The organism is Nocardioides sp. AE5 (assembly GCF_031844485.1).
In the GTDB taxonomy this organism is placed as follows: Bacteria; Actinomycetota; Actinomycetes; order Propionibacteriales; family Nocardioidaceae; genus Nocardioides.
Genome location: NZ_JAUZVI010000009.1, coordinates 106,694 through 119,622, shown reverse-complemented (window position 1 = coordinate 119,622; position 12,929 = coordinate 106,694). Strand labels below are relative to the sequence as shown.

14 protein-coding genes are annotated in these 12,929 nt (G+C 65.0%); 2 read left to right on the top strand and 12 right to left on the bottom strand.

Translation table 11 applies throughout. The features are described 5' to 3' along the window. Positions 1–222: 222 nt before the first annotated feature. The 10 genes from Q9R27_RS13930 to Q9R27_RS13885 all read right to left on the bottom strand — a co-directional run bounded on the left by Q9R27_RS13930 (position 223) and on the right by Q9R27_RS13885 (position 8,623). Positions 223–552: a carboxymuconolactone decarboxylase family protein gene (locus tag Q9R27_RS13930; protein WP_311252995.1), complete on the bottom strand. Its 330-nt coding sequence runs from the start codon at positions 550–552 to the stop codon at positions 223–225. Next, the gene (locus tag Q9R27_RS13925; protein WP_311252994.1) at positions 549–1,700 is read right to left on the bottom strand and encodes a thiolase family protein; all 1,152 of its coding nucleotides are present in this window, start codon (positions 1,698–1,700) and stop codon (positions 549–551) included. Before Q9R27_RS13925 ends, Q9R27_RS13930 begins: the two co-directional genes overlap by 4 nt. 43 nt (positions 1,701–1,743) lie before the next feature. Next, on the bottom strand, positions 1,744–2,445 hold the full coding sequence (locus Q9R27_RS13920) for an SDR family oxidoreductase (RefSeq protein ID WP_311252993.1): 702 nt from the start codon (positions 2,443–2,445) through the stop codon (positions 1,744–1,746). Beyond that, positions 2,442–2,888: a hypothetical protein gene (locus Q9R27_RS13915; protein ID WP_311252992.1), complete on the bottom strand. Its 447-nt coding sequence runs from the start codon at positions 2,886–2,888 to the stop codon at positions 2,442–2,444. Before Q9R27_RS13915 ends, Q9R27_RS13920 begins: the two co-directional genes overlap by 4 nt. Before the next feature lie 47 nt (positions 2,889–2,935). Next, positions 2,936–4,402 (bottom strand): aldehyde dehydrogenase family protein, encoded by a 1,467-nt coding sequence (locus Q9R27_RS13910; RefSeq protein ID WP_311252991.1) that lies wholly within the window; start codon positions 4,400–4,402, stop codon positions 2,936–2,938. A 47-nt stretch (positions 4,403–4,449) separates the two neighbouring features. Further along, positions 4,450–5,559, bottom strand: coding sequence for an LLM class flavin-dependent oxidoreductase (locus tag Q9R27_RS13905; RefSeq protein ID WP_311252990.1), 1,110 nt, complete (start codon positions 5,557–5,559; stop codon positions 4,450–4,452). A gap of 144 nt (positions 5,560–5,703) precedes the next feature. Continuing rightward, positions 5,704–6,099, bottom strand: a complete 396-nt coding sequence (locus tag Q9R27_RS13900; RefSeq protein ID WP_311252989.1) for a RidA family protein — start codon at positions 6,097–6,099, stop codon at positions 5,704–5,706. Between the two features lie 33 nt (positions 6,100–6,132). Beyond that, on the bottom strand, positions 6,133–6,981 hold the full coding sequence (locus Q9R27_RS13895) for an amidohydrolase family protein (protein WP_311252988.1): 849 nt from the start codon (positions 6,979–6,981) through the stop codon (positions 6,133–6,135). A 3-nt stretch (positions 6,982–6,984) separates the two neighbouring features. Beyond that, positions 6,985–7,377: a RidA family protein gene (locus Q9R27_RS13890; protein ID WP_311252987.1), complete on the bottom strand. Its 393-nt coding sequence runs from the start codon at positions 7,375–7,377 to the stop codon at positions 6,985–6,987. A gap of 55 nt (positions 7,378–7,432) precedes the next feature. Beyond that, on the bottom strand, positions 7,433–8,623 hold the full coding sequence (locus Q9R27_RS13885) for an LLM class flavin-dependent oxidoreductase (RefSeq protein ID WP_311252986.1): 1,191 nt from the start codon (positions 8,621–8,623) through the stop codon (positions 7,433–7,435). Between the two features lie 238 nt (positions 8,624–8,861). Between Q9R27_RS13885 and Q9R27_RS13880 the strand changes: the two genes are divergently transcribed. Further along, positions 8,862–10,010 (top strand): flavin reductase, encoded by a 1,149-nt coding sequence (locus Q9R27_RS13880; protein ID WP_311252985.1) that lies wholly within the window; start codon positions 8,862–8,864, stop codon positions 10,008–10,010. A gap of 60 nt (positions 10,011–10,070) precedes the next feature. Here the strand turns inward: Q9R27_RS13880 and Q9R27_RS13875 are convergent, their stop codons facing one another. Continuing rightward, entirely contained in the window at positions 10,071–10,850 is a 780-nt protein-coding gene (locus tag Q9R27_RS13875; protein ID WP_311252984.1) for an enoyl-CoA hydratase-related protein, read from the bottom strand. Positions 10,851–11,253: 403 nt separating this feature from the next. Continuing rightward, entirely contained in the window at positions 11,254–11,625 is a 372-nt protein-coding gene (locus Q9R27_RS13870; protein WP_311252983.1) for a VOC family protein, read from the bottom strand. A 296-nt stretch (positions 11,626–11,921) separates the two neighbouring features. Between Q9R27_RS13870 and Q9R27_RS13865 the strand changes: the two genes are divergently transcribed. Then, positions 11,922–12,923 carry a sigma-70 family RNA polymerase sigma factor gene (locus Q9R27_RS13865; RefSeq protein ID WP_311252982.1) on the top strand — a complete coding sequence of 334 codons (1,002 nt, stop codon included), beginning with the start codon at positions 11,922–11,924 and terminating at the stop codon, positions 12,921–12,923. Positions 12,924–12,929: the final 6 nt, after the last annotated feature.

The following is a 12,929-nucleotide window of genomic DNA, read 5'->3' as shown; positions in this document are numbered from 1 at the left end:
CCAACTCGGTGTCAGACCCCCCGGTTGCTGCCGAGGAATCATCGCCCGGCGCAGAGCAAGCCGTCAGGACCAGTCCGGTCGCCGCGAGCAGCCCCACCACTTTTCGCCATAGTCGCCTCTGCATTGGTTTTCCCTTCACGTGGTATTAAACACCGACCAGTCGGTTTGTAACTGTATGACCTGGACCACATCCCGTCAAGGGATTGGCGTCATTGATCCCGACTATTCGGACGTAATCGCCTCGGAGAGCACCGAAATCGCCGTCATCGCCCGCGGCCACCCCGCATAGAAGGCGAGGTGCACGACCAGTTCGCGAAGCTCTGCCTCAGTGACCCCGAGTCGCAGCGCTCGGGACCCATGGAAGCGCAACTGCTCGGCGTGCCCTCCGCAGACCAACGCTGCGACGGTGACGAGCGCACGGTCCCTGGCCGAGAGTTGCTCCCGCTCCCAGACGTCTCCGAAGAGCACGTCGGAAGTGAGCTCCGCCAGTTTCGGGGCGAAGTCACGCACGGGAGCCAGTGCGTCTTCCGTGGAGTCCTCGGCGTCAGTCATGGCAAGAGTTCCAGGACCATGGCATTCGCCATCCCGCCAGCCTCACAGATTGTCTGCAGCCCAAATCGCTCTCCGCGCTCCCTCATCCGGTGCAGCAACGTGGTGGTGAGCCGAGCGCCGGAGCAACCCAACGGATGCCCCAAGGCGATGGCACCGCCATCCGGATTCAGCAGGGCCGGGTCGACGTCCGTCTCGGCCAGCCAGGCCAACGCAACACTTGCGAAGGCCTCGTTGACCTCGAACGTCCCGATGTCGGCGAGGGTGAGTCCTGCCTTCGCCAGCACCTTCTCGGTGGCCGGGATGGGGCCAGTCAGCATCAACACCGGATCGACCCCCACCACTGCGCTGCTGTGGACACGCGCAACGGGCTTGACGCCCAGGGCGACGGCTCGCTCAGGCGTGGTGATCATGACCGCTGAAGCTCCGTCGGAGATCTGTGAGGCATTCGCCGCCGTGACCACACCGTCCTCGTCGAAGACCGCGCGCAGACCAGCGAGAGACTCCAGGGTCCCTCCCTCGCGGATCCCTTCGTCAACGTCAACCATCCCCTGTGGGGTGTTCGTCGGGACGATCTGGGACTCGAACCGTCCCTGGTCACGCGCCGCGGCAGCCCGAGCATGCGATTCGAGGGCAAAGGCGTCCACGTCGGACCGGGAGAATCCCCACTGGCTCGCGATCATCTCGGCTGCAAGGCCCTGCGAGAACTCGATCCCCGGATAGCGATGCGCGAGCAATGGCCCCCTCGCCATACCGTGTCCACTGTTGCGTGTGGATCCCATGGGCACCCGCGACATGGACTCGACCCCGCCGGCCACCACCAGATCGTAGTGCCCGGCCACCACCCCGGCCGCGGCGAAGGCGATCGCCTGTTGCGAGGATCCACAGGCCCGGTCCACGGTCGTCCCGGGCACCGTCTCCGGCCATCCAGCTGCCAAGGCGCTCCAGCGACCGACGTTCGAGGACTGTTCGCCAATCGTGGTCACGCAGCCCCAGACCACGTCGTCCACCACGGCCGGATCGACTCCGGTCCGTGCCACGAGACCGGCGAGCACTTGGGCCCCCAGGTCGACGGGATGCACCTCGGCAAGTGCACCGGCACGCTTGCCGATCGGCGTACGGACGGCATCGATGATCACTGCTTGGGGCACGGACGACCTCCTGGGACAGTCTTGGCTGGAAAACGATCTGGATTCAGGCGAAGCTGCGTCCGCCACAGGAATAGAGGACCTGCCCGGTGACGTAGCGCGCCTCGTGGGAGGCCAACCAGGCCACCGCATTGGCGATGTCCATCGGCTGGCCGGGCTCAGCGAGGGGAATCTGCCGGACGACTCGCTGCGCGACCTCCGACGGCATGGCACGGGTCATCTCGGTCTCCACGAACCCCGGGGCGACAGCGTTCACCCGCAACCGAGGCGCGAGAGCCAAGGCCATGGCACGTGTGACTCCGATGACGCCGCCCTTGGACACGCCGTAGTTGAACTGGCCAACGTTGCCCAGCTGTGCCCGCGAACTGATGTTCACAACAGCTCCGCCGTCCTGGAGCAGTGGAGCCAATTCTCGGGTCAACGCAAGCGGTCCACCAAGGTTGACCCGCAAGACGGCACGAAAATCCGCCTCGGTCATCCTCCGGAGGATCGCGTCACGGGTGATGCCCGCGTTGTTGACCAACACAGCAGGCCCGTGCCCGGACTCGCGCACTGCCGAGACGATGGCAGCCATGCCGTCCGCAGCGGTGATGTCTGCCCTGACCGCAGTGCCCTCCAACTCCCGCGCAGTCTCCTCCACTGCCTCGCTGACATCCACGAGAAGGAGCTGGTGCCCGTCCGTTGCAAGGCGTTCCGCGATCGCACGCCCGATCCCCCGGCCTGCCCCGGTGACAACTGCGATGCTCATGGCAGCAACGCCCCTAGGTGGGTGGCACCCGTCATGATCGTCTGTCCCAGCCCCACGCCAGAACCGGAGGCGAACTCGATCACCTCGGCGATCCGTTGCAACGGTTGGTCGGCATCATGCGCAATCACGGTGGCGAACTGGCCCTTGCGCTGCCCTTCGAAGGCCAGGCATCGACCGCCCGCGACGAGACCAACGGCAACAGCAGAATCGAGCGGGGTGGCCCGCCCCAGGGCTGCAGCGGCGTCGACGACGAAGAACACCGAAGCCCCGGTCAGCGACGCCTCGCGCGCCAAGCGGTACGCCGTGGCAAGCTCGTCCTCCGCCTCACTCCACGTCGCCGCAGGCGCGGGGGCGAAGACCACCCCGTCTGCCACGTCGCCTTCTCCGCCGCCCAGTCCCGCCAAGGCCGCGGCCATGCCGGGGTCCGCCACGGTGATCCTCATCTGCCCAATTCCTCTCCTGACACAGCGGTCGACGAACGTATGCGCGTTCACCAGCGGGAGACCACCAGCTTCTCCTCGGTGTAGAACCGCATCGGCGCATCACCGGTGACGTGGGTCTCGCCATAGAACGACGTGCCGAGGCCGCCCATGACGAAGTTGGCGGGCGGTGCAGGGAAGGTGTTGACCCCGATGTTTCCCGCCCGCGACTGCCGCTCGAACCAGCGTCCGGTGCTGCCGGAGCGCGTGTAGATCGTGGAAGCGTTGCCGAACTCCGTGTCATTGGCCAAGGCGAGCGCCTCGTCGTTCGAGTCGGTGCGGTGGACGGCAATCACCGGTCCGAAGGTTTCCTGACACTCGGCAGGATGCGTGTGACTCAACCCGGTGATCACCGTCGGACCGACGAAATAGCCCCCGGCGGTGGCCGACGGGGTCTGTGGCGCAGCCTGGCGACCGTCCCGGACGATCGTTGCACCGGACTCCTCGGCGGCGTCGATGAAGCCGATGAGCCGGTCACGACTCACTGCACTGATCACCGGCCCCATCGTCGTACCAGCGTCACGCCCAGCCCCCAGGATCACCTTGTCTGAGAGACTCGCGACACGGTCGACCAGTTGCTCGTGGATGTCACCCACGGTGATCACACGGGTGCCTGCTAGGCAACGCTGGCCCGCCATCCCGTACGCCGAGGAAACGATGCCCTCGGCGGCCAGATCGAGATCCGCATCCGCGGCCACCACGATCGGGTTCTTGGCGCCACCGTTCGCCTGGACGCGCTTTCCGAGCTGGGTGGCGCGCTCATGGATGGCCTTGGCCGTCGGGGAAGACGTGATGCACGAGACGGCGGCCACCTGCTCATGACCCACGAGTCGCTTGCTGACCTCCGCATTGCCGTGCACCAGGTTCAGGACCCCAGCAGGCAGCCCGGCGTCGGCAAAGAGTTCGAAGAGGGCCGTGGTCGCCATCGGGTCCTGCTCCGACGGCTTGAGGACGAGCGTGTTGCCCGTGACCAAGGCCCAACTGGCGAACATGCACGGGTTCATCACCGGGAAGTTCAGCGGCGTGATGGCTACGCAGACTCCCAAGGGCTCACGCACGTTGCGCGCCTCGATGGGCCCCGCAACGTGCGCCGACTGGGAATGCACCAACATCGGGGCGGCCAGCGCGGTCTCGATGTACTCACCGGCCCGCATCACCTCGCCTCGGGCCTCGTCCAAGGTCTTGCCCTGATCAAGGCTGATGGTCCGTGCGAGCTGCTCGCCACCCGCAACCAGGTTGTCACGCATGCGGTGCACGATCTGCACCCGACGCGCCATGGAGAGCTCGCTCCACTCCTCGAATGCCCCCGCTGCGGCATCGACGGCAGCATCCACCTCTGTGTCGGTCGCGGAGACGACCTCCGCAACGCGCTGTCCGGTGGCAGGGTCGAACACGTCGATCGCGTCGGTGCCGGACCCGGCCACGAATTCACCGTTGATCCAGTGCCGCGGTTCCTTGATGTCTTGGGCGTCAGTCATCGCCCATCACTTCCTTTCGGGTGAAACTTGGTTGGGTCGAGTCACTGTCAGATGCTGGGGCTGGTCACCACTCTTGCGTCATAAGTGACGCCGAGGTCGCCCCCGACGTCGTGCGCCTTCAACGCCGGCAACACTTCCCGGGCCAACAGGTCGAAGTTCTTGTCCGCCACCGGCTCGGGCATGCCCCCGTACGCCGGCACCAGCAGGATTCCACCCGCGTCGAGGCGGTTGACATAGGAGAGGAGCTGTTCGGTCACCTGGTCCGGAGTCCCCCAGACCTGCAGGTCCGCGAGGAAGCTCGCGAAGCCGTCGACCCCGTGCTTCGCGATGTTGCTGGCCAGTTTGGCGTAGTACTCATATCCGTTGATCTTTGCGAACCCCACGTTGTCGAACTCGTAGTGCTCGACGGTCGACAGTGCATACCGCTGCAGGTACTTCTCACGCATCTCCCGCGCGCCCCCCTCGGTCTCGGACACCGCAGTAAAGACACAGATGATCGGCTTGGGCGGCTCCTGGCCGTTGATCTGCTTGTAGTGCTGACGATATGTCGCGATCTCGGCCTCCACCGTTTCCCACGGTTTCTGCGCGATGACCATCAGGCCGACACCCAGGCGCGCCATGATGTCCATCGACTCCGGTGAGACTGCAGAGGCAAATGTGCGACCACGGAAGGTGGCATACGGATCGGGACGGACCGCCACCCTAGGCTGCTTGAGCAGTTGTCCGTCGTACTCCATGTACCCGTTCTCGAGCGCCCCGAGAATCGCCTCCGAGTACTCGATGAAGCGCTGTCGGGACTCTCCCATCTCGACGCGGAAGCCCTCGAATTCCACGCGGCCGAGACCGCGACCGATCCCCAGGATCGCCCGCCCTCCCGACAGGTGGTCGAGGAGCGAGAACGACTCTGCCGTTCGGATCGGGTCCTGCCACGGCAGCACCGTCACCATCGTGCCCAGTCGGAGCCGTTCCGTCTGGGCCGCGACCCACGACAGGAGCTGGGGGACGTTGGGGGTCAACTCATAGTCGGTGAAGTGGTGTTCCGGGACCCAGAGCGAGTCGAACCCGACTTCTTCAGCACGTCGCGCGTAGCGGAGCTCGCTGCTGATCACCTCACGATCGCTGCGTGTGCGATCGAGATTCTGGAACGTAAGCGTCATACCTGTGTGCATGGAATCCCAACCAGTCGTTCTCGATGGTGACCGGTTCATTCCGACCGGTCGGTTTGTAAAGGACATATTAGTGCGCCTCGAACGCGAAGATCAAGGCAAATCGGCCGCCGATCTCAATCGGCGCCCGATGAGTCAGCCGCGCTCGGGTCGCACTGCGATCACGTCGATCTGCACATTGAGGTCAGCGGCCAGGCCGACGACGAAGGTGCACCGAGCCGGGTACGGGCCATCGCCGAAGGCCTCTTTGTAGGCGGGTATGAAGTCGAACCGGTGCTCGTCGTGGGCCAAGTAGCAGGTGGTCTTGACGATGTCGCGCCGGGTCAGGCCAGCCTCGCCGAGCACGTGATCGATGTTCTCGAATGCAATGCGCACCTCGTCCGCGACGGTCACGGCATCGGCACGCTTCCGCAACGTCTCAGGGTCCATCGCAAGTCCGGCGGTGAAGACCAAGGAGTCGGTGGCGGTTCCGGACGAGAGCCCAGCGCCACTGTAGTCACCAACTGCTGCGGGGTTCAGGTATTGCGTCATCTGTCTGCCTCGATTCTCTGTCGTGATTCAGGTTCAGGGGGTGGTGATCAGATCGAATGGGCGGTTGTAGAGGATGTCTTCCACCACGCTCCGGGGGATTGGCAACGGCATCTCCAAGTCCGCGATCGCCAAGAAGTCGTCCGCCGCATCGCGCGGATTGAACGACGGGAAGTCCGATCCGAAGACCAAGCGGTCTGTCACGTGGCCTTCGATCGCCAGGCGCAGCCCGTTGTACATCTGCCAGGTCTTGATCGGCAGGGTGGAGACATCGGCGTACACGTTGCCGTTCTTCATCATCAGCTCGACCGTCTCGTTCATCCACGGCTTGCCGAAATGCGCCAGGAGCATCTTCGTGTCCCGGAACTCACGAGCAACCTTGTCCAGCAAGGCGGGGTAGGCGTATTCCAGGTAGCCGTCGGGCGAGAACACGCTGGCCTGGTGGAACATCATGAAGATGCCGCTGTCCGCGGCTGCGCGGTAGACCTCATAGGCCTCATCGCAGTGGGGATGGAATCCTTGGTAGGGCGGTGACAGCTTGACCCCGTGCAGGCCCCATTCCCGTACGGCCTGACGCAAGGCATCCGCGGCGCCCGGCTGGGTGGGGTCGACACTCCCCACCGCGATCGCCCGGCCCTTGTTCTCCGCCAGGTAGCCGCCGAGGTAGTCATTCGGTACGAACATGCCCATGTTGGCGATTTGGAGACCGATGAGGGCGAACTGCTCCACCCCGGCGGCCTCCATGACACGCGCATGCTCAGTCAGATCAGCTTCCCCGAAGGCGGCGCGCCCGACCAATTCTGTGCCGCGGTCGGTCCATACCGGACCGCAGTGCTCCGGCCGGAACACGTGCGTGTGCCAGTCGACAAATCGTCGGTGCGCCATGGGTCACTCCGCCTTGGGACGGACGGCGATGGCATCCAACTCCACGCGACAGCCTCCCGCGATCCCGACGGCATACGTGACTCGGGCGGGATAAGGGCCGTCACCCATGAAATCCTTGTACGCCGTCCAGAACTCTTGGCGGTGGGCATTGTCACTGAGATAGCAGGTCATTTTGACGATGTCCTTGATCGTGCATCCTGCCGCCTCAAGGATTGCCTGGACCTCCTCTAGACACATCCGGGTCTCGGTCGCCACGCTGTCGGCGTCCGCTCGGCGCGTGATCGTGTCGAAGTCCAGCGCCATCCCACCGGCGAAGACGAAGTCCTTGGTCGCGACGCCGGGGTTCATCCCGAACTCTGGATAGGGGAGGTTCCACGGGTTGAGGTACTCAGTCATGCTTGCGCTCCATCCTGCCGATGGGGCCGGGAGGCCCGGCCCCATCGGTCATTCATCAGTGGATCTTGCTCTTGGGAAGCTTCTCGCCGGCGGCCCGGACCTCCGGCATCACGTGCTCGGCAAAGAGCCGGATGGCGTTCGAGACCGCCTCGTTGCTCTCGATGCCTGGGAAACCGAACTGAAGCAGCCAGTTCTGGATCTGGTGGGTGTCGGTCATCTCGAGCATCTTGTTCTTCACGGTCTCCGGGGAGCCGATCAACAGGTGATTGCGCTCGTAGAGGAACTCGAAGGCCTCCTCGTCGCTGAAGCCCTCCCATTCGATCCCCTCGGGGGACTCTCCCTCGTCGAGCCAGACCGAGATATGGCGAACAGCGCAGATGAAGCGGAAGAAGTCCGCGATCGCGGACGTCGACACTCGACGCGCCTCCTCATCGGTGTCCGCCAGGAAGGCCAGCCGCAGAACCGAGGTGTTCACCCCGAGTGGCAACTTCACGCCGTGCGCCGCCTCGTAGTCTTCCTGGTAGGCCAGGTTCAACCCGTCCAGGACCTTGCCGGTCGGGTACCACGTGATTGCCCCGATGCCCTTGCGCGCCGCGTCGCGGAAGCCGCGCTCCGACTCGGTCACGGCGAACAAGGGCGGGTAGGGGTCTTGGAAGCACTTCGGGTACATGCTGAAGGCAACGAGGTTCCCCTCCTCGTCGAGCCACCCCTCCGGCTCGGGGGCACCGGGGGCATGGATGTACTTCGTGCCCGGCGTCGGAAGGGTGTACCGCTTTCCGTCGTAGCTGAAGGCATCCTCGGTCCACAGCTTCTGCACGATGTCGTACTTCTCGTCGAAGATCTCGATGCTGCTGTCGGCGCCACTCCACCGATCGGCCTCGGGGTTGAGGTTCATCACCTCGATCGGGAGGATGCCCCGGCCGAAGGCGATGTCGAGACGTCCGTCGGAGAAGTGGTCCAGCATGGCCAGGTCCTCGGCGACGCGGATCGGGTGCCACAGGGTGATCGACACCGCAGCCATCCCGAAACGGATGTTCTTCGTCCGGGCCGCGAGGTCGGCCGCCAACATGATCGGGTTCGGGCTCGCGTCGGTGCCGTCGGTGTCGAAGTGGTGCTCGCCCAACCAGATTCGGTCGAAACCGAGGTCGTCAGCGAGTTGGGCGTGATGTCTGGTGGCTTGCAACACCTCATTCCACGACATCTCTCCCGTCCGATTCGTCAATGCGTACAGCAGATCGATCTTCATCGCGCTAACTCTCCAAAGTCAGTGTGAGTAACCAGTTCTTCCAAACGAACCAGTCGGTATCTTGACGTGTTATGGATCACTCGTCAACCACGTCTTTTCGACATTCCAACTCTTACATTGAACATTTGGGCCCGTGATCGCCGTCACCGCCCAAGGGTCATGATGGCACGTTGCCATGTGAGTCCCACCACAGTAACATACCGACTCGTCGGTTTGTATACCTAAGGAGATGATTGTTGTGCCGGATACGGGCGATGGACGCTGGTTCCGCGAGGTGCTCGGGCAGTATCCAACGGGTGTCTGCGTGGTCACAGCAACCCAGCAGGAAGGACCGCCGGCCGGATTCGTGGTGGGCTCGTTCACGAGCGTCTCGCTGGCCCCCCCTTTGGTGGCCTTCTTCCCGGACAAGTCCTCGACGAGTTGGCCGAAGATCCAGGCTGCCGAGCATTTCTGCGTGAACATCCTCAGTGCCGACCAAGAGCACCTGTGTAGGCAATTCGCGTCGAAGGCCGAGGACAAGTTCGTCGGAGTGGGGACGCGCCCGGCCTCGAGTGGTGCCCCGATCATCAGCGACGTCGTCGCGTGGATCGACTGCGACCTGGAGTCGGTTACCGAGGCCGGCGACCACTACATCGTCCTCGGCCGGGTGCGTGAACTCGGGATCGAGACGGCCTCCCTACCGCTGCTATTCTTCCAAGGGGGCTACGGGCGCTTCGCGCCCCTCTCGCTCGCCGCCCCGAGCGATCGGGGAAGCCTCACCGAGGAACTACGTGAGCTCGACATCGTCCGCGGCGAAATGGAGTCCCTCGCCTGCGACCTCTCATCGAGGTGTGTGGCCACCGTGGTGGACGACGACGAACTCGTTGTGCTGGCCAATGCGGTCAGCCCCGCCGCTGGGGACCGCGCCACCCTGGTGGGCGTCCGCCTTCCATTCGCTCCACAGAATGGTTCCGCTTTCGCGGCCTGGTTCGACGACGAACGCCAGCAACGACTCTTGGAGCAGTTGCCGGCAGGCGAGGCCCGTGAGCGGGAGCGGCAACAGATCGCGACCGTCCGTGAACGCGGATATTCGGTCGGTCTGATCAACGATGCACAGCGGGAGTTCGCCACTGCGCTCCACCAACTGGAACAGGACCCGACTTCCCATGGACCGAAGAGCCTGCGCAGTTTGGTAGAGCAACTCGAATATGACCCGATCGAACTCTCCGGGGAAGCGAAGAAGGACGTCCGCGTCATCGCCGCTCCGGTCTTCCGCAAGGGCGGCGAGGTGGCCCTGGCCTTCACGATCTACGGGTTCCCCAAACCGGACGGAGCCGTGGACCAATACGTCGACAGACTTCTGGAAGCAACCACTCGGGCTTCCCGACTGCTCGGTCACGAGACCTGAGCCAACCCGACGAGCGACGGGCCCGTGAACGAAGGTCACGGGCCCGTCGCTCTTCGAGTCCTATGAACGAGCCACCGTTGATCGGCCCGCCCTACGGATCCCCTCGAGGACTTCCGGCCGTTGGGCGCTCGCGGCCTGTGCCCAGGATTCAAGGACGACGGTGGTCTCGTAATCCCCCTTGCCGGCCGTGACGACGGTGCGCTTGATGTCGGCCGCGAGCCTCGCGTCGAGGGAGGCGACATGCTCCCCGAGGGCAGTGGCAGATGCGAGGGCATCATCGGCGTACTCATCCGCCAGCCCGGCACGCAAGGCATCCTCGCCACACAACGTCGCACCGAGAAGCAGTGTGCGCAGCGCCCGGCCGGGACCCATGCGCTCGGTCATGAAGTGAGTGCAACCCCCACCGGGGTGGAGGCCGATCCTGCTGAAGGTAGCGCCGAAACGCGCATCCTTGCCCGCCACCACGATGTCGCAGGCCAGGGCCAGGTTGAGGCCGGCGCCGATCGCGTGGCCGTTGACCGCGGCGATCGTGGGGCAGGCGAGTTCCCTCAACCACAGAAAACTCTCGTAGTAACTGAGTTGCCGCTCCCTCAACTCGGCCACCGAGGCATCCTCGCCGTCGAAAAGTGCTAGCAGGTCAGCGCCCGCACAGAAGGCCGCCCCGGCGCCCGTCACCACCAGACAGCGCACATCGGCAGAGGAGCGCAGGAACCCCGCGGCCTCCAGCAACTCCTCCCGCATCCGCGGACCGATCGCGTTCCGCTTCTCGGGGTCGTCCAATGTCAGCCGCCACAGACCACCGGGATCGCGGTCAAGGTGCACCTTGCGCTTCTCGCTCATCAAACTTCCTCTCGCTCGCGTCTGCACCCATCCCCGCCGCCGACCAGCGGTCGACGCGCAAGGAACACCCTCGCGCGTGCGAGGTGGTGCTGGTGCGGAGCGTAGGGAGGGAGCACTCGCCTGTCAATCCAACTGGTCGGTAGGTTCAGGAGTTCGGCCACCGACCCGCGCCGTCGGCCCGTGGCTGAAGTAGCCCGCGAATCATGGCTGTGGAGCAGGTCGAAGAACGACGCGGCGTTGACCCGCGTCGCCCGCTACCAAGGAGTCACGCCAGATAGACCATGCCCGGAATCACCCGTCCGGCACAGGCGCAGCAGCGTTGCCGTCATCGAAGACGGCGTCCGCGCTCGGAGCCTCGCACCAGACAGCCATCAGACGTTGTCGCTGAGGTCGCGCATCCGGCTCAAGCCGCCATCCACAGCGGCTCCCAGATGTGACCGTCCGGGTCGAGGAACCACCCGCCGTACATCGGTCCGTCCTCGGTGCGCGTCTGGTCGGCGGTGCCGCCGGCCGCGACCGCCGCCTCGCAGAGCCGGTCCACCTCCTCCCGGCTGCCGACACCCAGGGCCAGCATCACCTCAGTGCCGGTGTGCGGCGTCGTGTCGTGGAAACTGTGGAAGAACTTCTCGGCCAGGAGCATCACGCTGGCGGAGTCGTTGATCACCAGGCAGGCGGCATCCGGACTGCTGAACTCCTCGTTGAAGCCGAACCCGAGCTGGGTCCAGAACTCCTTGGCTCGCTCGACGTCCTTGACCGGCAAGTTCGGGAAGATCATGGTCTGCACTGTGCTGCTCCTTCGTCAGGGGTTGTGTATCTGGACCGACCTGACCCGACCGGCGAATTCATCGCCTCCCACCTCGGACGGTGCCGAGGGGTCATCGGGCACTGTGCTATTTGTCCGATCGGGCCAACTCGTCGGTTACTCGGTCCGATCGGACCGAGCCCCCCAGTGCTGGTCGAACACCGCCGCGCCCACCGCCCACCGCCCATCGCCGGTCACCGATGAGTTTCGCGGTGGCGTCGGGTCCACCTGACAAGGCAGACTCGACCCCGGATCCCTTGGAGGCAGACGTGAGCACGAGCCAGGCGATGACAGATGAGACCGTCGGGGGCGACTTCCAGGAGGTCGCCAATGGCTTCCGGCGCGAACTGATCGCGCACTGCTATCGGATGACCGGATCGATGCACGACGCCGAGGACCTGGTCCAGGAGACCTATCTGCGAGCGTGGCGGGCCTACCACAACTTCGAGGGACGCTCCTCGGTGCGCACCTGGCTCTATCGGATCGCCACCAACGTCTGCCTGACCAACCTCGAGGGCAAGGACCGCCGCCCGTTGCCGACCGGGCTGGGGACCACCGACGCCGATCCAGGCGCCGAGTTGATCGCCGATCACGAGATCCCGTGGCTGGAGCCGATCCCGGACGCTGCCCTGGTGGTCGAGGAGCGCGACACGATCCGACTCGCGTTCATCGCCGCGCTCCAGCACCTGCCTGCCCGACAACGCGCCGTCCTCATCCTGCGCGACGTACTCCGCTGGTCGGCCAAGGAGGTCGCGGCCGCTCTGGAGACCACGCCGGCCGCGGTCAACTCCGCACTCCAACGGGCCCATGCGCAGATGGCAGAAGCCGGCCTGACCAGGGAGTCCACGCCCGACCGGCTCACCGTGGAGCAGCAGGCGATGCTGGACTCCTACGTGGACGCGTTCTGGCGCAAGGACATCGACGCCATCGTGGGCATGCTGAAGCGCGATGCGGTCTGGGAGATGCCGCCGTTCACCGGTTGGTACGTCGGCAACACCACCATCGGCCGGCTGATCGACACCCAGTGCCCCGGCGGCACCCACGACATGCCCATGCTCTCCACCGTCGCGAACGGCCAGCCCGCCTATGGCCTCTACATGGCCCAGCCGGATGGGACCTTCACCCCGTTCCAGTTGCAGGTGCTCACCTTGGCCGGCACCGAGGTGGCCAAGGTTGCGGCGTTCTTCGGCGAGGGCATGTTCGAGCGGTTCGGGCTGCCCACGGTGCTCACTGCGGACGACCTCCCCGAGCGGTTCACCACGGGAGGCTGATCCGCG

Excerpts from the sequence above, each read along its gene's own strand:
- Q9R27_RS13930 (WP_311252995.1), bottom strand. The coding sequence starts at position 552 with ATGACTGACGCCGAGGACTCCACGGAAGACGCACTGGCTCCCGTGCGT.
- Q9R27_RS13920 (WP_311252993.1), bottom strand. The coding sequence starts at position 2,445 with ATGAGCATCGCAGTTGTCACCGGGGCAGGCCGGGGGATCGGGCGTGCG.
- Q9R27_RS13915 (WP_311252992.1), bottom strand. The coding sequence starts at position 2,888 with ATGAGGATCACCGTGGCGGACCCCGGCATGGCCGCGGCCTTGGCGGGA.
- Q9R27_RS13910 (WP_311252991.1), bottom strand. The coding sequence starts at position 4,402 with ATGACTGACGCCCAAGACATCAAGGAACCGCGGCACTGGATCAACGGT.
- Q9R27_RS13905 (WP_311252990.1), bottom strand. The coding sequence starts at position 5,559 with ATGACGCTTACGTTCCAGAATCTCGATCGCACACGCAGCGATCGTGAG.
- Q9R27_RS13900 (WP_311252989.1), bottom strand. The coding sequence starts at position 6,099 with ATGACGCAATACCTGAACCCCGCAGCAGTTGGTGACTACAGTGGCGCT.
- Q9R27_RS13895 (WP_311252988.1), bottom strand. The coding sequence starts at position 6,981 with ATGGCGCACCGACGATTTGTCGACTGGCACACGCACGTGTTCCGGCCG.
- Q9R27_RS13890 (WP_311252987.1), bottom strand. The coding sequence starts at position 7,377 with ATGACTGAGTACCTCAACCCGTGGAACCTCCCCTATCCAGAGTTCGGG.
- Q9R27_RS13885 (WP_311252986.1), bottom strand. The coding sequence starts at position 8,623 with ATGAAGATCGATCTGCTGTACGCATTGACGAATCGGACGGGAGAGATG.
- Q9R27_RS13875 (WP_311252984.1), bottom strand. The coding sequence starts at position 10,850 with ATGAGCGAGAAGCGCAAGGTGCACCTTGACCGCGATCCCGGTGGTCTG.
- Q9R27_RS13870 (WP_311252983.1), bottom strand. The coding sequence starts at position 11,625 with ATGATCTTCCCGAACTTGCCGGTCAAGGACGTCGAGCGAGCCAAGGAG.